22 protein-coding genes are annotated in these 21922 nt (G+C 67.5%); 10 read left to right on the forward strand and 12 right to left on the reverse strand.

The genetic code is table 11. The features are described 5' to 3' along the window. Positions 1–18: 18 nt before the first annotated feature. From AC1REK_RS00055 to pcaD, 9 genes are all read right to left on the reverse strand, one after another. Complete coding sequence (locus AC1REK_RS00055; RefSeq protein ID WP_492267649.1) at positions 19–657, reverse strand: 3-oxoacid CoA-transferase subunit B; 639 nt, start codon at positions 655–657, stop codon at positions 19–21. Next, positions 657–1367, reverse strand: coding sequence for a CoA transferase subunit A (locus tag AC1REK_RS00060; RefSeq protein WP_492267648.1), 711 nt, complete (start codon positions 1365–1367; stop codon positions 657–659). The genes AC1REK_RS00055 and AC1REK_RS00060 overlap by 1 nt, the downstream gene beginning before the upstream one ends. A gap of 101 nt (positions 1368–1468) precedes the next feature. Further along, on the reverse strand, positions 1469–2305 hold the full coding sequence (locus tag AC1REK_RS00065; protein ID WP_492267647.1) for a 3-oxoadipate:acetyl-CoA acetyltransferase: 837 nt from the start codon (positions 2303–2305) through the stop codon (positions 1469–1471). An 8-nt stretch (positions 2306–2313) separates the two neighbouring features. After that, positions 2314–3117, reverse strand: coding sequence for a benzoate diol dehydrogenase BenD (gene benD, locus AC1REK_RS00070; RefSeq protein ID WP_492267646.1), 804 nt, complete (start codon positions 3115–3117; stop codon positions 2314–2316). Positions 3118–3243: 126 nt separating this feature from the next. Further along, positions 3244–4173, reverse strand: a complete 930-nt coding sequence (locus AC1REK_RS00075) for a dioxygenase family protein (protein WP_492267645.1) — start codon at positions 4171–4173, stop codon at positions 3244–3246. A gap of 55 nt (positions 4174–4228) precedes the next feature. After that, positions 4229–4519: a muconolactone Delta-isomerase gene (gene catC, locus AC1REK_RS00080; RefSeq protein ID WP_066476770.1), complete on the reverse strand. Its 291-nt coding sequence runs from the start codon at positions 4517–4519 to the stop codon at positions 4229–4231. 4 nt (positions 4520–4523) lie between these two features. Continuing rightward, entirely contained in the window at positions 4524–5696 is a 1173-nt protein-coding gene (locus tag AC1REK_RS00085; protein ID WP_492267644.1) for a muconate/chloromuconate family cycloisomerase, read from the reverse strand. 235 nt (positions 5697–5931) lie between these two features. Continuing rightward, a complete protein-coding gene (locus AC1REK_RS00090) occupies positions 5932–7290 on the reverse strand; it encodes an MFS transporter (protein ID WP_492267643.1) in 1359 nt (452 codons plus the stop codon). A gap of 9 nt (positions 7291–7299) precedes the next feature. Next, on the reverse strand, positions 7300–8109 hold the full coding sequence (gene pcaD, locus AC1REK_RS00095) for a 3-oxoadipate enol-lactonase (RefSeq protein ID WP_492267642.1): 810 nt from the start codon (positions 8107–8109) through the stop codon (positions 7300–7302). A 377-nt stretch (positions 8110–8486) separates the two neighbouring features. On the opposite strand from pcaD, the gene AC1REK_RS00100 reads away from it, so the two are divergent. Beyond that, positions 8487–9371 carry a LysR family transcriptional regulator gene (locus AC1REK_RS00100; protein ID WP_492267641.1) on the forward strand — a complete coding sequence of 295 codons (885 nt, stop codon included), beginning with the start codon at positions 8487–8489 and terminating at the stop codon, positions 9369–9371. A gap of 57 nt (positions 9372–9428) precedes the next feature. Here AC1REK_RS00100 and AC1REK_RS00105 read toward each other — a convergent pair whose 3' ends face one another. From AC1REK_RS00105 to AC1REK_RS00115, 3 genes are all read right to left on the reverse strand, one after another. After that, positions 9429–10808 (reverse strand): aminotransferase-like domain-containing protein, encoded by a 1380-nt coding sequence (locus tag AC1REK_RS00105; RefSeq protein ID WP_492267640.1) that lies wholly within the window; start codon positions 10806–10808, stop codon positions 9429–9431. A gap of 111 nt (positions 10809–10919) precedes the next feature. Further along, positions 10920–11849, reverse strand: coding sequence for a hypothetical protein (locus tag AC1REK_RS00110; protein WP_492267639.1), 930 nt, complete (start codon positions 11847–11849; stop codon positions 10920–10922). Positions 11850–11987: 138 nt separating this feature from the next. Then, the gene (locus tag AC1REK_RS00115; RefSeq protein ID WP_492267638.1) at positions 11988–13517 is read right to left on the reverse strand and encodes an MFS transporter; all 1530 of its coding nucleotides are present in this window, start codon (positions 13515–13517) and stop codon (positions 11988–11990) included. A 217-nt stretch (positions 13518–13734) separates the two neighbouring features. Between AC1REK_RS00115 and ccoN the strand changes: the two genes are divergently transcribed. From ccoN to AC1REK_RS00160, 9 genes are read left to right on the forward strand one after another with little or no spacing between them, the layout of a single operon-like run. After that, the gene (ccoN, locus tag AC1REK_RS00120) at positions 13735–15339 is read left to right on the forward strand and encodes a cytochrome-c oxidase, cbb3-type subunit I (protein WP_492267637.1); all 1605 of its coding nucleotides are present in this window, start codon (positions 13735–13737) and stop codon (positions 15337–15339) included. A 39-nt stretch (positions 15340–15378) separates the two neighbouring features. Next, a complete protein-coding gene (ccoO, locus tag AC1REK_RS00125) occupies positions 15379–16119 on the forward strand; it encodes a cytochrome-c oxidase, cbb3-type subunit II (RefSeq protein WP_316016473.1) in 741 nt (246 codons plus the stop codon). Positions 16120–16122: 3 nt separating this feature from the next. Beyond that, the gene (locus tag AC1REK_RS00130; RefSeq protein ID WP_327521923.1) at positions 16123–16281 is read left to right on the forward strand and encodes a cbb3-type cytochrome oxidase subunit 3; all 159 of its coding nucleotides are present in this window, start codon (positions 16123–16125) and stop codon (positions 16279–16281) included. Further along, positions 16278–17147, forward strand: coding sequence for a cytochrome-c oxidase, cbb3-type subunit III (gene ccoP / locus AC1REK_RS00135; protein WP_492267636.1), 870 nt, complete (start codon positions 16278–16280; stop codon positions 17145–17147). The genes AC1REK_RS00130 and ccoP overlap by 4 nt, the downstream gene beginning before the upstream one ends. Further along, the gene (ccoG, locus tag AC1REK_RS00140; RefSeq protein ID WP_492267635.1) at positions 17147–18592 is read left to right on the forward strand and encodes a cytochrome c oxidase accessory protein CcoG; all 1446 of its coding nucleotides are present in this window, start codon (positions 17147–17149) and stop codon (positions 18590–18592) included. The genes ccoP and ccoG overlap by 1 nt, the downstream gene beginning before the upstream one ends. After that, complete coding sequence (locus AC1REK_RS00145) at positions 18589–19086, forward strand: FixH family protein (protein WP_492267634.1); 498 nt, start codon at positions 18589–18591, stop codon at positions 19084–19086. The genes ccoG and AC1REK_RS00145 overlap by 4 nt, the downstream gene beginning before the upstream one ends. After that, positions 19083–21305 (forward strand): heavy metal translocating P-type ATPase, encoded by a 2223-nt coding sequence (locus AC1REK_RS00150; protein WP_492267633.1) that lies wholly within the window; start codon positions 19083–19085, stop codon positions 21303–21305. The genes AC1REK_RS00145 and AC1REK_RS00150 overlap by 4 nt, the downstream gene beginning before the upstream one ends. Next, positions 21302–21466 (forward strand): cbb3-type cytochrome oxidase assembly protein CcoS, encoded by a 165-nt coding sequence (gene ccoS, locus AC1REK_RS00155; protein WP_316016479.1) that lies wholly within the window; start codon positions 21302–21304, stop codon positions 21464–21466. Before AC1REK_RS00150 ends, ccoS begins: the two co-directional genes overlap by 4 nt. Then, positions 21456–21902, forward strand: a complete 447-nt coding sequence (locus tag AC1REK_RS00160; protein ID WP_492267632.1) for a hypothetical protein — start codon at positions 21456–21458, stop codon at positions 21900–21902. Before ccoS ends, AC1REK_RS00160 begins: the two co-directional genes overlap by 11 nt. Positions 21903–21922: the final 20 nt, after the last annotated feature.

Genomic DNA, 21922 nt, shown 5'->3' on the forward strand with positions numbered 1-21922 from the left:
CCCGTCGCAAGACCGGCTTCAGGCGTGCTCGAATGTCGCCGCCGTCTTCGCCCTGACCTCGTCGAGGGTGACGCCGGGGGCGAGCTCGAGCAGGGTGAGGCCGCCCTTCGCCTTGTCGCAGGCCATGACGCAGAGATCTGTGACGATCAGGTCGACGACGCCGGCGCCGGTCAGCGGCAGGGTGCAGCGCTCCAGCACCTTGGATTCGCCATGCTTGTTGGCGTGCTCCATGACGACGACGACCTTCTTGACGCCGGCGACGAGGTCCATGGCGCCGCCCATGCCCTTCACCATCTTGCCGGGGATGGTCCAGTTGGCGATGTCGCCATTGGCCGCGACTTCCATCGCGCCGAGGATCGTCAGGTCGATATGGCCGCCGCGGATCATCGCGAATGAGTCGGCCGAGGAGAAGAAGCTCGATGTCGGCAGCAGCGTGATCGTCTGCTTGCCGGCATTGATCAGGTCGGGGTCGGCCTCGCCCTCATAAGGGAACGGGCCCATTCCGAGCATGCCGTTCTCGGATTGCAGCGTGACGTTCACGCCGTCGGGAATGTAGTTCGCCACCAGCGTCGGGATGCCGATGCCGAGATTGACATAGAAGCCGTCCTTGAGCTCGCGCGCGGCGCGTGCTGCCATCTCTTCGCGGGTCCAGGCCATCAGACCACCTCCCTCTTGCGCTCGGTCAGCTTCTCGATGCGCTTCTCGTTGATCGTGCTCTTGACGATCCGGTCGACATAGATGCCGGGCGTGTGGATCGCTTCCGGATCGAGGCTGCCGGCTTCGACGATCTCCTCGACCTCGACCACCGTCACCTTCGCGGCGGTCGCCATGTTCGGGTTGAAATTGCGGGCGGTGCGCCGGTAGACGAGGTTGCCGGCCGGATCGGCCTTCCAGGCCTTGATGATGGCGAGATCGGCCCTGAGCCAGGTCTCACGGACATAGAGCTGCCCCTCGAATGCCTCGACCGGCTTGCCCTCGGCGACGACGGTGCCGACCCCGGTCCTGGTGTAGAAGGCCGGGATGCCGGCGCCGCCGGCGCGGATGCGCTCGGCCAGCGTGCCCTGCGGGTTGAGCTCGAGCTCGAGCTCACCGGAAAGGTATTGCTGCTCGAACAGCTTGTTCTCCCCGACATAGGACGCGATCATCTTCTTCACCTGCCGCGTCTCGAGCAGCATCCACAGCCCGAAGCCGTCGGCCCCGGCATTGTTCGAGATCACGGTGAGGTTCTTCACACCGGAGCGGCGGACTTCCGGGATCAGGCTCTCGGGATTGCCGGACAGGCCGAAGCCGCCCGACATGATCGTCATCCCGTCGAACAGCAGCCCGTCCAGCGCGGCTCCCGGGCTGTCGTAGATTTTGCGCGTCATGGCTGTCCTCGAGGTGAGTTCTGCAAAGATCCGGCGTCGCCTGCGCCGGGCCGCGGAAGCCGGCGCCCAAGCACCGGCCGCCTAGGCTGGCTCGGCCAGTGTCAGGCTGGAGAAAGGTTGAGGATCGCCCGCGCCTCTGCCGGCGTCGCGGCGCGCGCGCCATGCCGGCCGATCGCCTCGACCGCCATCTCGACCAGCTCGGCATTGCCGGAGGCCAGCCGGTCCTTGGCTGCGCGGATATTATCCTCCATCCCGGTCCGGACGGCACTTGCGCCGCGGGCCAGCGCCCACTCCATCACCCGCATCTGTTCGCGCCCGATGCCGGCGGCGGTCCAGCTCGCGCCGGGAATGACCCGCTTCGTCTCGGCGAGCAGGATGTCGAGCAGCACCTCGTCGGCCGGCATCGCATTCTTGACGCCCATCACGAACTGGATGTGCGGGCGCGGCCCGATCAGTCCTTCATCGATGAGGCGGCGCGCGGCGTGGATATGCGAGAGGTCGAAGATCTCGATCTCGGGGGCGATGCCATGCTCCTGCATTCGCGCCGCCAGATCGTTCACCAGGCTCGTCGGGTTCTCGTAGACGATGGTCGGGAAGTTCACCGAGCCGGTCGAGAGTGAGGCCATGTCGGGACGGTGCACCAGGGAAAGGCCGCGCGCCGCCGGATCGCGTCCGCGGCCGCCGGTCGAGAACTGGATGATCATTCCGGGGCAGGCTTCGCGAATGCCGGCCTGGACCTGTGCGAAACGCGCCGGATCGGAGGAGGGCGTTTCGTCGTCATTGCGGACATGGATGTGGACGAGGCTGGCGCCTGCCTCGAAAGCCGCGCGGGTCGAGGCGATCTGCTCGGCGGGCAGCACGGGCAGGCTGGGATTGTCCTTCTTGCGCGGCACGGAGCCGGTGATGGCGACGGCCACGACGACGGGACGCTTGCTCATGATCTCGGTCACCCCTGGTCGCCGCCGCCGGCGGGCAGCACGGTTCCATTGATATAGGACGCATCGTCGGAAGCCAGGAACAGGATCGCCGCGGCGATCTCCTTCAGCTCGCCGTACCGGCCGAGATGCGAGGCGCGCAGGGTCTGGTCGACGACCTCCTGCATCCACTGCTTGTCCGCCTCGGTCTGAGCGTCGGTACCACGCGGGATCCGGCGCGGCGGGGCGGTGACCCCGCCGGGCGCTACGGCATTGACGCGGATGTTCGTGCCGGCGAGCTCGAAGGCGAGCGATGCCGTCAGCGCGTTCACGCCGCCCTTGGCCGCCGAATAGGGAATGCGGTTGATCCCCTTGGTCGCGATCGAGGAGACGTTGACGATGGCGCCGCGGCCCTGGGCCTGCATATAGGGCAGCACCGCCCGGCAGCCCCACAGCGTCGGGAACAGCGAGCGGTTGATCTCCGCGACGATCTGGCCTTCGTCGAATTCCTGGAAAGGCCGCATCCAGATCGCGCCGCCGATATTCGTCACCAGCACGTCGATGGCGCCAAAACTCTCCTTGGCGCGTGCCATCACCCTTTCGTTCCCGGCGTAGCTTTCGAGATCCTCTTCGAGCGCGACGACGCGTCCGGCGCCGTAGGTCGAGGCGATCTCCTGCGCGACTTCCTGGATGATGGCCGAGCGGTCGACGATCGTCAGATTGGCGCCCTCGGCCGCCGCGTCGAGCGCCACCTGCTTGCCGACGCCCTGCGCGGCGCCGGTGACGATGAAGCTGCGCCCTTCGAACCGGCCGGCGCGGGGGGATTGCAGAGCCATGGCGTGATCTCCGGGAAATGGCTGCCGTGAAGGCAAGTATCCGGGCTGCTCATGCGGCCCGCGGCGCAAAGGGGCTGGCCCCTCGCACCGCTGGTATCTTCCGTCGCAGCCTCTGAGGGCGAGGCGTCAGCCGGCCGTGACGTGGGCGCGGCTGACCACGGTCTGCGGCACGTCTGCGCGCTCCTTCGTCAGCACGACATCGAAGGTCGTGCGGGCGAACGGGCGGTTGAGTCCGGCATTGCGGATGGCGTCGGCGTCGACGACACGGTCGAGCGTGACGACGAGTTCCTCGCGGGTGCCGAAGGCGAAGTCCGTGTACAGGTACTTGTCGCCGGTGAAGTTGAACTGCGTCGTCAGCTGGCGGTGACCCGGAGCCGAGATGAAGTAATGGACATGGGCCGGGCGTTCCGCGTGCCGGCCCAGCGCCGTCATCAGCTGGCGCGTCGCGCTCTCGGGCGGGCAGCCATAGCCGTTCGGCACGATGGTCTGGGCGCGGTAGCGGCCCTGCTCGTCGGTCTCGATGCGGCGGCGCAGATTATAGGGCGCCTGCTCGCCGTCGATGAAGGAATAGCCGCCCTTGGAATTGGCGTGCCAGATGTCGACGATCGCGCCGGCGATCGGCTTGCCGTCCTCATCCGAAACCTGGCCCTCGATGATGAAGACCTCGCCGGGGTCGGTGCCATCATCCATGCGGGCTTCGCCCTTGGAGAGCGGTGCGTCCGGCACATAGAGTGGCCCCTCGATGGTCCGCATCGTGCCGCCATTGAGACCGGCGAGCCGCTCGGCTTCGTCGAGCCGCAGATCGAGGAAATGTTCGAGCGCGGTGCCGGGCACCAGTAGGCCGAGCTCCTCGTTCTTCGCGGCCTTGCCGATGAAGGCGACCGCGGCCCAGAACTCGTCCATCGAGACGTCGCACTCGTCGATCACCTGCATGAGTCGGTAGAGCAGCTGGGCGGTGACGGCCTTGGTGCGCGCGTCGCCCTTGTCGCTGTCGATGCCGGCCGCACTGTTGGCGAGATTCTTCTTGTCCGCGTCGGAGATCAGATTGGTGGGCATGGCGTTTCCTCGTTCTTGGTGATTGGCGGGCATTCGCGAACGGGTCGCGGCGTTCCTAGCGGTCGTCGTCGCGGACGGATGAAGGGTGGCGGCAAAGCGCCGTGACCTTCACGTCCATGAAGGGGAAAAGGGGCAGGCCGGAGAGGATGTCGTGCAGGGCCTGCGGGCTCTCGACATCGAAGACGCTGGTGTTGGCATAGCGCCCGGCATGACGCCAGAGGTGGCGCCAGATGCCGGCCCGCTGCAGCTCCTGGGCGCGCTCGCGCTCCGCCGCCTTCAGCGCATTCGCCGTCTCCGCCGGCAGGTCGTGCGGAATCCGGACGTCCATTTCCACTTGAAAGATCATCGGTTCAGGATCCCGTCTTGGCGCGCGGCAGCACATGGAGCGAAGCTTCGGCGCGGTCGCGCCGGAAGCGGTTCAGCTGGGTCTCGGACAGGGTGACGCCCAGGCCCGGCGCGGTCGGCACGGCGAGGCCGAAATCGGCATAGTCGAGCGGCGTTTCGAGAATCTCCTCGGTGAGCAGCAAGGGGCCGAACAGTTCGGTGCCCCATTCCAGCTTGCCGATGGTCGAGAACAGATGGGCCGAGGCAGCGGTGCCGATGCCGCCTTCGAGCATGGTTCCGCCATAGAGACCGATACCGGCCGCCTCGGCGATCGCCGCCACCTTGGCCGCGGCGAAGAGGCCACCGGACTGTTCGATCTTCAGCGCGAAGACATCGGCGCCGGCCTGGCTCGCGATGGCGAAGGCGGTTTCCGGGCCGTTCAGCGCCTCGTCCGCCATGATCGCGACCGGCGTCTCGCGGGCCAGCCGGGCAAGGGCGCCGAGATTGCGCAACGCGACCGGCTGCTCGATCAGCTCGACGCCGGCTGCGGCCAGCGCCGGCAGCATGGCGGAGGCCGTCGCTTCCGACCAGGCCTGGTTGATGTCGACCCGCACCGAGGCGCGATGGCCGAGCGCCCGCTTGATCGCGGCGACATGGGCAACATTGGCGGCTGGGTCGCCCTTGCCGATCTTGAGCTTGAAGATGTTGTGGCGGCGGCGCGCCAGCATCTCCTCGGCTTCCTCGATATCGCGCCCGGTATCGCCGCTGGCGAGGGTCCAGGCCACCGGCAGGCGGTCGTGCTGGCGGCCGCCGAGCAGTTCGGAGATCGGCAGGCCGACGCGCTGGCCGAGAGCATCGAGCAGGGCCGTCTCGACGGCGCTTTTGGCGAAATGATTGCCTTGCACCGAGGTCGCGATGCTCGCCATCGTCCTGGCGACGCGATTGGGATCGCTGGCGAGCAGGATCGGCGCGAAATAGGTGTCGATCGCGAGCTTCATGCCTTCGGGGCTCTCGGGCCCATAGGCGAGGCCGCCGATCGTGGTGCCTTCGCCGGTGCCGACGAGGCCGTCGGACATATGCAGCCGCACGATCATCAGCGTCTGGCGGTGCATGGTCGTCATCGCCAGCTGGTGCGGGCGGATGGTCGGCAGATCGACCAGAATCGTCTCGACCTGTTGAATCCGCGGGCCTTCAGACACGTTTCGCTCCCATATTCATTGCCAAAAAGGCTAGGGCGCGCGGTTCGCGAAGGACAGGATCGATTGGGTGTATTTTTATACCCGAAGGGTATGAAGCCGCCCGAACCCGCGGCGGCGACATGCTGTTGACGAGCGGCCGTCCGGCCAAAGAAAAAGGACGCGGCCGGCCTTTCGGGCGGTCGCGTCCGTGATCTTTGTCGCTGCGGCGTCTATGCCGCGCGCAGCACCGTGGAGCCTATCGCGAGGCCGGGGCAGCGGCGGCTGGCGCGGAAGCGGTCGCGGTGGCGCCGGCGGTGCTGCGCACCGTCAGCGTCGCCAGCGCCGCGATCACCAGCGGAATCGCCAGGGTCATGAAGTAGCCCGACGGCCCGGTGGTCGAAAGCAGCGTCCCGCCGATCGCCGAGCCGACGATGGCACCCGAGCGACCGACGCCGATGCCCCAGCCGGTCGCCGTGGCGCGCAGCTGTGTCGGATAGGTGTTCGAGATCAGATAGTTCAGCACGAGCTGCTGGCCGCCGATGCCGAAGCCGGCGAGCGCGATCAGGGCGAAGACCACCGGCCAGCGGTCGCCCGCGAAACCGAGCCCGAGCGCGACCGCGATTCCGACGGCGAACATGCCGATGAGGAGCTTGCGCGGGTCGACCTTCGGCAGGAAGGACGAAAGCGGCAGGGCCATGGTGATGAAGGCGGCGTTGACGACGACGGTGCCATAGGCGGCCTGGGCCTTTTCCAGGCCGAGTGTGGTCAGCGCGGTCGGCAGCCACTGCAGCAGCAGGAACCAGGCGATCCAGTTGAACAGATAGATCGCCGAGATCGCGATGGTGACATTGCGATAGCCGGATTCGAACAGGCCGGCGATCGACCCGCCATTCGACACCTTGCCGGCGCTGACGAGCCGCACATGGTCGGGGATCGCCTGGCCGGTCATCTGGCGGAGCAGGCGGCGGGCCTCGTCCTGGCCGTCATTCTGCTTGCGCGAGACGAGGTAGGCGGGGGATTCAGGCAGCAGGAAATAGGTCACGACCATCAACGCGAGCGGCAGGATACCGCCGATCAGGAAGATGCCGCGCCAGCCCATGACGGGCAGCCAGCTTGCCGCGATCAAACCGCCGAGCATGGCGCCGGCGGGCAGGCCGAGCAGCACGCCGGTGATCATCATGCCGCGCTTCGACGCGGGGCTGTACTCGCCGGTCAGCGCCAGCAGCGAAGGCGTCGCGCCGCCCATGCCGAGGCCGATCAGGAAGCGCAGCACGATGATCTGCGTCGGCGAGGTGGCGTAGGCGCCCATCAGCGAGAACACGCCGAACAGGAAGATCGCGATCAGGATCGCCTTGCGACGACCATAGCGGTCGCCGAAGCTGCCGAGGCCGATCGCGCCGAGCGTCATGCCGATGGTGCTGGCGGTGATGACCCAGGTCATGTCGGACGGCTTCATGCCGAAATCCTGCGCGATCGCAGGTCCGATGAAGGCGATCGACTGGGTATCGAAGCCGTCGAGCAGGGCGATGATGAAGCAGAGCCCGACGACCGCCCAGCGGCGGCCGGTCATCGTGCCTTCGTCGATGATGGTCTTGATATCTCGCGTGCTGGACATGGGCGCTCCTCAGGATTGTGGTTCTTGATGCAATGAGGCGGTGAGATCGCGGCGCAGCTCGGCGACGACGCGCTCGGGCTGCTCGACGGCGAGCAGATGCGCGGCGGGCGAGAGCACGACGAGGCGGGAGCCGGCGATGCCGGTGCGCAGGGCCTGCGCCATCTCGACGGGCGTCGCCGGATCCTCGCGGCCGGCGATCACGGTCGTCGGAGTGTCGATCCGGTGCAGCAGCGGGCGCAGATCCATGCGACCGATGGCCTCGCAGCAGGCCGCGTAACCGTCACGGTCGATGGTCCGGAACTCTTCGGCCACCTTGCCGGCGACGTCGGAGTGGCTGTTCTGGAAGCCTGTGGTGAACCAGCGCTGCATCGTCCCTGCGAGGATTGCCTGCGTGCCCTCGCGCCGCACCAGCGCGGCGCGTTCCTCCCAGGCCTCGCGCGTCGGCATGCAGGCCGCCGTCGCCATCAGGGTCAGGCCGGCAAGGCGCGCCGGGTGTCGCATGGCGAAGGCCTGGCCGGTCATGCCTCCTAGCGAGAGCCCTGCGAGATGAACGCGTTCGAGATCGAGATGGTCGAGCAGCGCGGCGAGATCATCGGCGAGGTCGGCGATCTCGAAAGGCTCGGAGCCGCGGCTGGAACCGCCATGGCCGCGCGTATCGTAGCGCACACAGCGATACTCGGCGGAGAGTTCGCCGACGACGGCGTCCCACATCCGATGCGTGGTGCCTAGCGAATTGGAGAAGACGATCGCAGGAGCGCTGCCTGGCCCGGTGACCGTGTAGAACAGGCGCACGCCCGAGCCGGTTTCGACATAGGGCATGATCAGGCTTTCGGGCTTTCGCCGCAGCGCATGAGCGCGGGCACGCCTGTCGGAAGCCGCGCCGGAGCGGACCGCAGAATTAGGATGTCAGACATGGCCCTCCGACGGCTCTGGCGGCCGGTTCAAGTCCGCGGCGGAGCTCGTTCTCCCGTGCGGACGCTTCTTCCCTGCTCGAAGGGTAGGGATGGAGGCTGCTGCTGGACAGGATCGTTTTGGTGTAAGTTAATACCCTTACGGTATGGAGCGGGCGCGCCGGCGCAAAAGTCGGCGCGCAAGCCGGGATGTTTGGCCCGGAACGTTCGACAACCGTCAGGCCGGGCCCTCGGGAATGCAGGCAGCTGCATAATCGAGGAGGCAGGAAGCAGGAGCAGGCAGCGATGGATCTGCGCCATCTGCGCTATTTCACCACCGTTGCGGCAGAGGGCTCGTTCAGCCGGGCCGCCGAAAAGCTCAACATCGCGCAGCCGCCGCTGAGCCGGCAGATCCAGCAGCTGGAAGAGGAGCTCGGCGTGCGTCTGCTCGATCGCGGCCGGCCGATCACGATGACCGAGGCGGGGCGCTATCTCTTCGACCAGGGGCTGCAGGTGCTGCAGCGCGTCGAGGAGATGCGTGCGATGACGACGCGCATCGGCAAGCGCATGGTGCTGCAGTTCAATATCGGCTTCGTCGCCTCGACGCTCTACGACACGCTGCCGGAGCTGATCCGCGACTTCCGCATCCAGGTGCCGGATGTCGAGGTGCAGCTTCTCGAGATGACGACGCTGGAGCAGATCTCGGCGCTGAAGGATGGGCGCATCGATGTCGGTTTCGGGCGCCTGCGCTTCGATGACGACGCGCTGGTGCGCGCCGTGTTGCGCGAGGAGGGGCTTTGCGTCGCGGTCGGCGCGACCCATGCGCTGTTGAAGCAGGGCAGCAAGCCGAAACTGGCCGATCTCGAGGCGGAGCCGCTGATCCTGTACCCGAAGGCGCCCCGGCCGAGCTATGCCGACCAGGTCCTGGCCTTCTATCGCGAGGCCGGGGTCACGCCGCGCATCGGCATGGAGGTGCGCGATGTGCAGACGGCGCTAGGCCTGGTTGCCTCGGGGGTCGGTATCTGCGTCGTCCCGGCCTCGGTGCGGCGCTTCGGCCGCGACGACGTCCATTTCCTCGAGCTCGACGAGGCATTCTCCAGCCCGATCATCGTCAGCTACCGCAAGAACGACACCTCGCCATTGCTGCGCCAGATCACCGTCCTGGCGGGGCTGGGGCAGTCATCGCCGTAAGCTATCCCGCGTGCCTGATCTCTGATCTGGCGAGCCGGAGCGACCGGTCCTCGAAGGCTACACGACGGCTTTCGAACCGAGCGGGGGCTGGCCGATCAGGCCGGCGAGCAAAGTCAGGCCATCCTCTAGGGCGCCCCGATCCGGCGCGACGCCCAGCGATATCCTGACGGCCTCGATCGGATGGGCGGTGACGGCGAAGGCCGAGCTCGGCACGATCGAGACGCCGGCGCGGTCGGCATGCTCGGCGAAGTCGGACGCACGCCAATGCTCCGGCAGGCGCAGCCAGAGATGATGCCCCTGGGGATCGGCGGCGAATGCGACATCGCCCAGGATGGAGGCTGCGAGCTTCTGGCGCTGCGCGTTCTCGGTGCGGATGGCCTGCGTGATGTCATCGAGCATGCCATCGGCGATCCAGCGGCTGGCGAGCGCCGACATCAGCGGCGGCGCCATCAGGATCGTCGCCCGCAGGACGCCCGCCAGACGCAGCGCCTTCTTGGCGCTGGGCGCGACGACATAGGCGACCCGCAAGGCCGGGGTCGCGCATTTCGAGAGCGTCGCGAGGTGCCAGGTGATGTCGGGCGCCAGCTCCGCCAGGGCGGGCGCGCGTTCCGCCCTCAGCGGCGCATAGGGATCATCCTCGATGATGGTGACGTCGTGCTTGCGCGCGATCGTGGCCAGGGCCCGTCTGCGATCCTCTGGCAGCGTCGCGGTCGTCGGATTGTCGATGCTGGGAATGACGTAGAGGGCTTTTGGCGCGCGGTCCCGGCAGGCCCTTTCGAAGGCATCGGGGATGATGCCCTTGTCGTCTATCTCCAGCGGTTCGAGAACGAGCCCCTTCTGGAAGGCGACCGCCTTGAGCCCGGGATAGGTCATCGCGCCGGCCGCGATCATGTCGCCGCGCGTGAGCAGGAGATCGCACAGCGCAAAGAGCGCGCTCTGCGCGCCGCCGGCGATCACGACGCGGTCGGCCGTAACGCCTTCGATCCAATGCGCCAGCCGGTTCGCGGCGATCTGCCGGTCGGCCTCGGCGCCGGTGCTCTCCTGGTAATGGAGGCTCAGCAGGCCGCGCGGGCTTGCCAGAACGCCGGCGATGCCGCCGGGGACGATCTTGCGGAAATCGACGGCCGCGGGCTGCGGCGGGATGTTCATGCTGAGATCGAGCAAGGGCTGGGCGCGCTCAGGCGCCGCGCTGCCGTCGAGCTTCTCGCTGATGAAGGTGCCGCGGCCGGCCTGCGCCTCGACCAGGCCGCGCCGGCGCGCTTCGTTGAAGGCTCGCGTCACCGTGGTCAGGTCGACGCCGAGCGCTTCGGCGATGGCCCGCTGCGGCGGCAGCCTGTCGCCCCGGGCGACGCGGGCGGAGCGAATATCGGCCTCAAGCGCCTCGACGATGCCGAGATACTTCATCCGGGCGCTTTCGATCAGTCGTGGCCGCCACATCTCGCCCTCGTTATTGTATGCCTTGCCGGCCTGCATTTACGTTATGATGTATGGCTCGCCGATGAAAGGGAGCTGTGCCGGGAATTGGGCCGCGACCTTGCTCCACAGGGCTCATTCGGCAGGCATTGCCGCGCGCTGCGGCTCCGCGAGCCAGTGCCGATAGGCCAGCACCAGGGAGAACGACACGGCCGAGACGATCAGCGCAGCGACAGGAAGCGCGGGAACCGCGGCAGCCGGGAAGACGAAGGCCAGGAAGGGAAAGGCATAGACCGCCGGCACCCGCATGCCGAACAGCCGGAGCAGGGCGGCCATCAGCAGCAGGTCGAGCACGGTGACGAGCGTCCAGGAATCGATCGCCAGGAACAGCGCCACGCCGATGGCGGCCGAGAGGGTGAGGACGGCCGTCTGCCTCAGGGCCATCTTCGCCGAGTACATCTTCATGTGCAGCGACTCGTAGACCACGACGGCAACCGGCGGCAGCACGGCCAGATGCGGATAGCCGGCCGCCGACGCGATCGCCACGCATACGGCGATGATCGCGAAATAGGCCAGCATGGCGCGATGCGAGAGCGGGGCGGTGCGCGGCGCGTCCTTGCGCAGGCGAAAGAGCATCACACCGAGCATGAGCACGAGCGTCGTGACGCCGATCGAGGCGAGGAACGAGAATTCCGTCGCGTTGGTGACGATTGGCAGGAAACCCGTCGCGAGCGCCGGGGCGAGGCTGTAGCGGAACAGTGCGAAGAGGCCGAGCATGCCGACCAGGATGAGCGCGAGCTTGGCCGTGTAGGGCAGGGCGAGCAGGTTGATGCCGAAGCCCATCAGCGCGGTGATCGACGGCCAGAGGAAGATCTTCTCGGGCTGCCGCATCCAGCTCTGCTCGCGGAAGGCCCAGATCGCCACGGCCATCGCAGCGATTTCCGGAAGCACGATCTCGCGGTCGCCGAAGAATTCGGCGGTCGCGACCATCGCCGTGATGAAGGCGAACGCGCCGAAAGAGGAGGCCAGCGCCTCCTGCCGGCTCAGCTTGGTTTGATGCTGCATTCTGGGTCTGCTCCGTGCCCGCTGGTCTGCGGAGTTTCTCCGATCCGCGGGTCTTGTCTCGTGAAACGGACTGGGCCTAAGGCTTGCCATGGTGGGAAGGTCAAGCGGGGCCATCGGTCGATCTGTGCCGGCGGTTCTTCATGCCCCGGAGCGCCGTGGTCGCATCAGCCACCAGACCAGGCCGGCGGAGAGAGCCGCCAGCAATGCGGCGGCAAGGAGCGATGCCGAGGCTCCGCTTGCGTAGAGCTGGCGCGCCCGCGTCCAGGCAAGGGCCATGTCGAGCACCGGTGTTCCGGCGACGGTCGCTGAAAAGTCGCCGGCGATGACGGCATCGACATAGCCGCGGCCGGCGCCGCAGGTGGCGGGTGCAAGGCATTCCGCACCGATGGCGGCGGCGCGGATGCCGCTCGCCAGCACTGCATTCAAGGCGACGAACCCGATCAGGATCCCCGAGAAGCGCGCCGTGGTGCTGATGCCGGACGCCATGCCAACCCGTTCGCGCGGGATCGTCATCATGATCGCCTTCTGCGTTTCTCCGTTCAGCAGCCCGGCGCCGGCGCCGATGACGAACATGGCGGGGAGAAGGACGGGCCAGTTGCCGGGGACGGCGCCCCATGCTGCGACCGCGTTGCCCATGGCTACGACCGCGAGCCCGAGCGCGAGGATCGAAGGCGATGTCAGCCGGCGGCCGAGCATGCCGCCGAGATAGGGAAAGGCCAGCATCGCGAAGGCGAAGGGCAGCATCGCGAAACCCGTCGCCGTCGCGGAAAGTCCGCCGCCGTGCTGCAGGAAGATCGGGAACAGCGAGGCCATGACCTGGGCGGTCGCGGCATAGGCGAACATCGCCCAGACCGCGCCGATGAATTGCCGGCTCTTGAACAGTTGCAGGTCGAGCATCGCATGCGCCTGCATCCGCTCCGCGATCACGAAGCCGGCCAGCGAGGCGGCGCCCAGAGCGAAGCCGGCAAGCGTCGCCGTGCTGGCCCAGCCCTGCGCCTGGCCGGTGATCAGCCCTGAGGTGAGGCCGAGCATCGCTCCGGCGAAGAGGAGGATGCCGAGGGGATCGAGCCGCCCTCGGGTCGGATCTCGCGACTCCTCCGCATAGGCGAGCGTCGCGGCCGCGAGCAGGGCGCAGATCGGCAGGTTGATGAAGAAGGCCCAGCGCCAGCCGAGCGATTCGACGATGATCCCGCCGGCGATGGGGGCGACGACCATGGTCGCGCCCATCACGCCGCCCCAGATCGCCCAGGCGCGGTTCCGCTCGGCGCCCGCATGGAAGCGATGCCCGATGATCGCGAGCGCAGGCGCCAGAACGAAGGCGGTCGCGGCCCCTTGCGCTCCACGGCTGAGATGCAGCCAGACGACCGTCGAGGCGAGGCCGCCGGACAAGGAAGCCGCGGCGAGCCCGGCCAGGCCGCAGAGAAATATCCGGCGGCGCCCGAGCCGGTCGGCGATCGCCCCTGCCGGCAGCAGCATTGCTGCGAAGCTCAGGAAGAAGGCGCTGATGACCCACTGGGTGTCGGCGGCGCCGGCGCGCAGCCCCCGGGCGATGGCCGGGATCGCCAGCGCGACGATGTTCGTGTCGACGAGCGACATGGCGCATCCGGCCGCGGCCGTCAGCAGCAGAAGATCGCCATCCTTCGCGCGGGTCGCGCCGTCAGACGGCATGACGGGCACCATTGCAGGTCGATGACGGGGCGGCGATGCGGGGGGCGCCGAACCTTGGGCGCAGGGGCGCGAGCGAGAATGCCGTCGATCCGAGCGGTCGGAATGTCTTTTTCTCTGGCTCTCGCCCATACATATTGTCGCAGGTCTGCGTCATTTTCCCGCCGTTTCCGATCCCGTGATTGCGCTTTTCGTCGCACCAGAGCCGTTTCAACGGCTGATGGCTGGATTTGTCTGGTTCGTAAGCATATCGATATGTATGCGCATAGGCCATACAATTGTCTGGTCGAGATCGCGTCACGGCGCGCAGGCGGGGATGGGTTCAGAAATGGGTGCGACCACAATTCAGGAAGGGCTGCACGAGCCCATTCCCGGCTATGACGAGCAGATCGTCCGCTGGTTCGTGCTGGCCACCATCGTCTGGGCGCTCGTCGGCCTCGCTGCGGGGCTCTTCATCGCGCTCCAGTTGACCTTCCCGTCGCTGAACTTCTCCGAATACGCCACCTTCGGGCGCCTGCGGCCGATCCATGTCTCGGGTGTCGTGCTCGCCTTCGCCGGCAACGCGCTCTTCGCGACGTCGCTCTATGTGGTCCAGCGGACCTGCCATGTCGGGCTATGGGGCGGGCGCCAGCTCTCCATGCTGGTCTTCTTCGGCTACCAGCTCTTCCTGATCCTGGCGATGACCGGCTACCCGCTCGGTATCACCCAGAGCAAGGAGTACGCCGAGCCGGAATGGTACGCCGACCTGCTGCTCCTGGCGGTCTGGCTGGTCTATCTCGCGATCTATACCGGCACGCTCGCCCGCCGCCGCGAGCCGCACATCTACGTGGCGAACTGGTTCTATCTCGCCTTCATCATCACGGTCGCGGTCCTGCACATCGTCAACAATCTGGCGATGCCGGTCTCCTTCGTCGGGACGAAGAGCTACTCGCAGTTCGCGGGCGTCCAGGATGCGCTGATCCAGTGGTGGTACGGCCACAACATGATCGGCTTCTTCCTGACGGCCGGCTTCATCGGGATGATGTACTATTTCGTCCCCAAGCAGGCCGAGCGCCCGATCTATTCCTACCGGCTCTCCATCGTCCATTTCTGGGCGCTGATCTTCCTCTATATCTGGGCCGGCCCGCACCATCTCCACTACAGCGCGCTGCCGGACTGGGCGCAGACGCTCGGCGCCGCCTTCTCGATCATGCTCTGGATCCCGTCCTGGGGCGGCATGATCAACGGGATCATGACCCTGTCGGGCGCCTGGGGGAAACTGCGCACCGACCCGATCCTGCGCTTCCTCGTCGTCGCCGTCGCCTTCTACGGCATGGCGACCTTCGAGGGGCCGCTGATGTCGATCAAGGCGGTCAACGCGCTCAGCCACTACACCGACTGGACCGTCGGACACGTGCATTCGGGTGCGCTCGGCTGGGTCGCCTTCATGGTCTTCGGCGCGATCTACTATCTCGTGCCGCGGCTCTGGCGCGCGCCGCTCTGGTCGCATCGCCTCGTCGAGTGGCACTTCTGGATCGCGACGGTCGCCATCGTTCTCTACATCACCGCGATGTGGGTGGCAGGCATCGCCCAGGGCCTGATGTGGCGGGCCTACGACCAGTTCGGCTTCCTCCAGTACTCCTTCGCCGACAGCGTCGCGATGCTGCACCCCTACTATCTCGTGCGCGCGCTGGGCGGGCTCCTCTACCTGATCGGCGCGGTGCTGATGACGCTCAACGTCTTCATGACCATCCGCTCCTCCGGGGCAGGGCGAAAGGAGCCCGCGCCGACGGAGCGGATCGGGACCGATCCGGCGCTCCAGGCCGCCTTTGCTTCCAAGGGCTAGTCCCCTCAACGAATTCGAGCCGAGAGGGCTTGTATCGCCATGGCGAAATCATCCGAAGAACGCGTCAATCACGGGACGATCGAACGCTCGACGCTGCTGCTGTTCGTCCTGAGCTTCCTGGTCGTCGCGATCGGCGGCCTGGTCGAGGTCGTGCCGCTGTTCCGTCTCGACGAGACGATCAAGCCGGTCGAGGGTGTGCGCCCCTATACGCCGCTCGAGCAGATCGGCCGGAACATCTACACGAGGGAGGGCTGCTACACCTGCCACAGCCAGCAGGTGCGGCCGTTCCGCGACGAGGTCGAGCGCTACGGACATTACTCGATCGCCGCCGAGAGCATGTACGACCACCCCTTCCTCTGGGGGTCGAAGCGCACTGGTCCGGACCTCGCGCGGCTCGGCGGCAAGTACTCGAACGCCTGGCATGTCGCGCACATGATCAACCCGCGCGACGTCGTGCCGGTGTCGATCATGCCGGCCTACCCGTTCCTGCAGCAGCGCGAGCTGAAGTTCGACGATATCGGCGAGCATCTGCAGGCGCTGAGCAAGGTCGGCGTGCCCTATGACGGCGTCGCGATCCTGAGCGCCGCCGACGATGTCCGCGCGCAGGCCACGGGCGAGAAGACCGAGGCGCTGCTCGCCCGCTACCCCGGCGCAAGGATCGGCGATTTCGACGGCCAGCCCGGGCGCATCACCGAGATGGACGCGCTGATCGCCTACCTGCAGGTGCTCGGCACCATGGTCGACTTCTCGAAGGTCCGCGTCGACGGGAAGAAGGAATAGCCCATGTCCCAATCCCTGATCAGCCTGCTGCTCAATGCCTGGCTCGTCGTCGCCACGCTCTTCTTCATCGCGATCGTCTGGCTCTCGTACCGCCCATCCGCCCGAGCCCGCATGGAGCGCCATGCCCGGATTCCGTTTGAAGGAAAGGGAGGCGAGCAATGAGCGAGCAGGAACGCGACCCGCTGACCGGCCAGCTCACCACCGGCCATGAATGGGACGGCATCAAGGAACTCCGGACCCCGATCCCGAACTGGTGGCTGATCACCTTCGTGGTCACCTGGGTCTTCTCGATCGGCTACCTCGTGCTCTACCCGTCCTTCGCGACGACGAAGGACTATGCGCGCGGGCTTCTCGGCTGGTCGAGCGCGAAGGAACTCGGCCAGGCGACCGACCGTGCGCGCGACCAGCAATCCAGCTGGCGCACGCAGATCCTCGCCACCCCGCTCGAGAAGATCGAGGCCAACGAGGAACTCCGCCGCTTCGCCGTCGCCGGCGGGCAGGCGGCCTTCAACGAGAACTGCGCCGGCTGCCACGGCGTCGGCGCGGGCGGACAGATCGGCCAGTTCCCGTCGCTGATCGACGATGACTGGCTCTGGGGCGGCAAGATCACCGATATCCACGCCACGATCCGCCACGGCATTCGTGACGGGGGCGACGAGACGCGCCTCAGCGCGATGCCGGCCTTCGGCGAGATCCTGAAGCCGGAGGAGATCGCGGCGACCGCGGATTTCGTGCTGAGCCTGTCGGATCGTTCGCGCGACGCCAGCCGGGCGAGCCTGCCCGGCGCCGCGCTCTACGAGACCAATTGCGCCGCCTGCCACGGCGCGAAGGGCGAGGGGAGCCGCGATGCCGGGGCTCCCCGTCTCGACGATGCGATCTGGCTCTACGGCAGCAGCCGCGAGGCCGTCATCCGCCAGATCGCCAATCCGAAGATGGGGCAGATGCCGGCCTGGCAGAGCCGCCTCGACGAGGCGACCATCCGGATGCTCACCGTCTATGTCCACACCCTCGGCGGCGGGGAAAAGTGATGGCGACCACGACCGTCATCGACACGGTATCCCAGCGCCGGCCGGCGCGGCTGCCGATCCCGCAGACGGTGCGTGGTCGCTACCGCACGATCAAGACGGCGATCGCCTGGGCGCTGCTGGCCTTCTACTTCATCACGCCGTGGATCCGCTGGGATCGCGGCCCGTCGCTGCCGGATCAGGCGGTATTGTTCGATCTGCCCGGCAGGCGGCTCTTCGTCTTCGGTCTCGAATTCTGGCCGCAGGACCTGCCGATAGCGGTCGGGGCTCTGGTGCTCGGCGCCTTCGGCCTGTTCGGCGCGACGGCCATCGCCGGCCGCGTCTGGTGCGGCTTCACCTGCCCGCAGACGGTCTGGACCGACCTGTTCTTCACGGTCGAGCGCTACTGCGAGCGGCTCTTCGGCAAGGGCACGCTGCTGTCGAGCATCGCCAAGCCGGTTGCCCAGATCGCCCTGGCGGTGCTGACGGCGTTCGGCTTCGCCGCATTCTTCAACGACGCGCCGAGCTTTCCGCTGGCGCTGCTGACCGGCACGGCGCCGCTCGGCGCCTATCTTGCGATCGGCATCCTGTCGCTCACCACCTGGCTGTTCGCCGCCTATGCCAAGGAGCGCATCTGCCTGCACATGTGCCCGTGGCCGCGCTTCCAGGCGGCGCTGCTCGACAAGGAAAGCCTCGTCGTCACCTATCAGCGCTGGCGCGGCGAACCGCGCGGCAAGAAGCGTGCGCCGCTGCGCCCGGAGCTCAGCGACCTCACCGCTCTGATCCGGGAGGCCAGCTCCTTCGATACGGGCCGCGGCGACTGCATCGACTGCCTGCGCTGCGTCAATGTCTGCCCGACGGGCGTCGACATTCGCGACGGCCTGCAGATGGGCTGCATCGGCTGCGGCCTCTGCGTCGACGCCTGTCACGAGGTGATGACCAGGATCGAGCGCCCGGTCGGGCTCATTCGCTTCGACGTCGAGGGCTCCGACCGCGCCGGCTCCTTCAAGCAGGCTAAGGTGCAGATCGTCAGGCCCAAGACCTTGCTCTATGCGGTGCTGTGCCTGCTGGCTTTCGGCTCGATGGCGGTCGGCATCACGCGGATGGAAAGCGTGCTGCTCGATGTCGAGCCGCAGCGCGGCCAGCCCTTCGTCCAGCTCTCGGACGGCTCGGTCCGCAACGATTTCAGTTTCCGGCTCGCCCATCGCCTGCCGCATCTCGACCGTGTCGTGATCCGTGCGGAGGGGCTGGACGGCGCGAGTTTGCGCTTCGCGACCGAGGAGGCCGGCCAGGAAACCGTCGCGCTTGCCATGCCCGGCAACCGCCGGATCAGCGACCGCCTCTTCATCACGGCTGCGCCCGGACAGGCGCCCAAGGGGCGCGCCAACATCCGCGTCATCGTCAGCGACGCCGAGAGCGGCGCAACCCTCGGCGAAGTCGAGACCTATTTCTGGGGGCCGGCGCGATGAGCGGGAACTCGGCCGCCGCCCGCCGGAAGGATCTCTGGATACCCGGCTGCTTCATCCTGTTCTTCGTCTGCCTCGCCGCGCTCGAAATCTGGTTCGTGACCCTGGCGAACCGGAGCTTCACCGGCGTGGTGACGGACGATGCCTACAGCATCGGATTGAACGAGGAGGAGCTAGCAGCGCAACGCGCCGCCGCGCGGCGTCTCGGCTGGACAGCTGCGATGGCCTTCGAGCAGGGGCACGGCCTTAATGGCAGGCTGACGCTGCAGCTCCGCGATGCCAATGGGCAGGCACTCGTCGCCGACGAGGTTCGCGCGACCGCCGAGCGGATGACACGCTTCCCGCAGATTCAGGCCGTCCGGTTCGTCCGGCAGCCCGGCAGTGAATATCTCGCGGATCTCGTGGTCCCGCTGGCGGGGCGCTGGTTCGTCAGGGTCAGGGTCGAGCGCGACGGGAAGGCCCTCACGGTCATCGACGAGGTGCATGTTCGTCCATGACCAACGGGCCGAACATCGCCGCCGCTGCCTTGCCGGCTTCGCTGCCGCCCGCGCTCCTCTCGGCGTTCGTGGCGCCGGCGTCGGGCCGCGCGCAGCAATTGGAGCTTCTGGTCGAAGGCGTGCACTGCGCCAACTGCATCAGAAAGATCGAGACGCGTCTGGCGAAGGATCCCGCGGTCACCCGGGCGCGGGTCAACCTGACCCTGAGGCGGCTTTCGGTGGAATGGGTCGGCGGTCCCGATCATGCCGAGGTGATCGGCGAGACGGTTCGCAGCCTCGGCTACGCGATCGCGCCCTATGATGCCGGCTCGATCGGCGCCTCTCAGGACCGGACAGGCCGCGAGCTGCTGCGCTGCCTCGCCATTGCGGGCTTCGCCTCCTCGAACGTCATGATGCTCGCCTGGGCGGTCTGGGCCGGTCAGGCGCAGGACATGCCGGCGAGCACCCAGGCCTTCTTCAACTGGCTCTCGGCGCTCGTCGCTGTTCCGGCGCTGGCGATCGCCGGACGTCCCTTCTTCCGCTCCGCCTTCGGTGCGCTCAGGGCAGGGCGGACCAACATCGACGTGCCGATCGCCGCCGCGCTGATCCTGGCGACCGCGATCAGCATGATGGAGCTCATGCGGCACGGCGCGCACGTCTATTTCGACAGCGCGACCATGCTGCTCTTCGTCCTGCTCGTCGGGCGCTATCTCGATTTCCGCGTGCGCGCCCGCTCGCGTGAGGCGATCGAGCGCCTCGCCATGATGCGGGCCGAGCACGCCACCGTGCTGCTTGGCGATGGCCGCACCGAGATCGTCCCGGCCTCGGCGGTCGAGCCCGGCATGCAGGTCGTCGTGGCGCCGGGCGAGACGGTTCCGGTCGATGGTCGCGTCACGAGCGGGCAGACGATGCTCGACCGGTCGGCGGTGACCGGCGAAACGCTGCCCGAATTGATCAACCCCGGGGATGAGGTACTCGCCGGCTATCTCAACGGCCCTGACATCCTCCACCTCCGTGCCGAGAAAACGGTCGCGCAAAGCCATCTCTCCGAGATCCTGCGTCTGGTGGAGCAGGCGCAGCTGCAGAAGGGCCGCGCCGCCACGCTGGCGGACAGGCTGGTGCGCATCTGGACGCCGCTGGTCCACGCCATTGCTTTGCTGACGCTGTTCGGATGGTGGTTCCTCGGCGGCGCAGATCTGCCGACTGCGCTGCTCTACGCGGTCACCGTGCTGATCATCGCCTGTCCCTGCGCCATCGGCCTCGCCGTGCCGGCCGTGCAGGTCAATGCCATCGGCGGACTGCTCAGGCGCGGCATCCTGGTCCGATCGGGCGAGGCGCTCGACCGGCTGGCCGCGATCGACCGCGTCGTCTTCGACAAGACCGGGACCCTGACCGATGGCCGCGCCGAGTTGGTCGATATGCCGTCGAATCCGTTGGCGCTGCGCCTGGCCGCGGCGCTGGCCAGTGCCAGCCGGCATCCGTTCTCGCGCGCGCTGACGCGCCGGCTTGGCAGGGGCGCCGCGGCCGAGGACGTCTCGGAAACGCCGGGAGCGGGGATCAACGGCGTGGTCGACGGCAAGCCCGCGCGGCTTGGAAGCGCTGCCTTCTGCGGAGCCGCCGGTGAAGGAGGCGATGCGGCGAGCGAAGTCTGGGTCTCGGCGGAGGCGCTGCCGCCGCAACGCTTCGCCCTCGCCGACAGCGTCCGCCTCGACGCACGGGAGACGGTGGACTACTTCCGGAATGCCGGAGTCGAGATCAGCATCCTGTCCGGCGATCGCCTGCCGGCGGTCGAGAGCTGCGCGACCAGCCTCGGAATCGCCGACCACCGGGCCGCGCTGAAGCCTGCGCAGAAGGCTGCGCTCTTGTCCGGCCGGAAGGCGGATGGCGGCAAGCCGTTGATGGTCGGTGATGGGCTGAACGATGCACCGGCGCTGGCCGCGGCTCATGTCTCGGCGAGCTTCGGGCATGGCGTGCCCGCGACCCAGGTCGCGGCTGATTTCGTACTGCCCGCCGAAGCCTTGTCCTCTGTCGTCGTGGCGCATCGCACGGCGCTGAAGGCGGCGGGCATCGTCCGGCAGAATCTCGGCTTCGCCGCGATCTACAATCTCGCGCTGATCCCGGTTGCGGTGCTGGGCCTCGTTTCGCCGCTGATCGCGGCGGCCGCCATGTCGATCAGCTCGATCCTCGTGACCATGAACGCGTTGCGGGCCCGGCCGCCTCGGATCGGAGCGGCGGCATGAGCCCGCTCCTCTTCCTCATTCCCATCGCATTGACGCTCGGCGCCCTCGGCGTCGTGGCGTTCCTGTGGACCCTTCGCTCGGGTCAGTACGACGACCTCGACGGCGCGGCCGAGCGCATCTTCCTCGATGACGACAGATTGGAGGCTTCCCATGACCGATGAGGCGACGATGCGGACCGCAAGGCAGCGCAACGCCTTCGCACTCACTCTGACGAGTGCGATCGCGCCCGTCTTCGGCTGGCTCTATGCCGGGCAGGCCGGGGCCTTCTGGGCGTTCGCGGCCTGGATCGTCTTGGTCGTGCTGCCGCGCACGGCGGGCGTCAGGCTGCTCGGCTTTCTCTATGGGAGCTTCTTCACCGCCGAGCAGTTGCCCTGGACGATGCTGAACGTCACGCTCACCATCCTCCTCGGAAGCATGCAGTTCGGCATAGACGTCGCCTTCTATGCCGCGCTGATCGGCGTACCCGTCGTCGTCCTGACGCTCATCGTGATCGCCCTCGACCTCGATCCGCAGGCCGAGGCAGAGGCCGCTCCGGTCCTCGTTCCCGCAGCTTCGGGCACAGCCCGCAAATCCGACCGCGACCGCATGGCAGCGTAGGGGCCCGTATCGTCCTCTCG

It is taken from the genome of Allobosea sp. GW823-FHT02B03, from assembly GCF_058797755.1.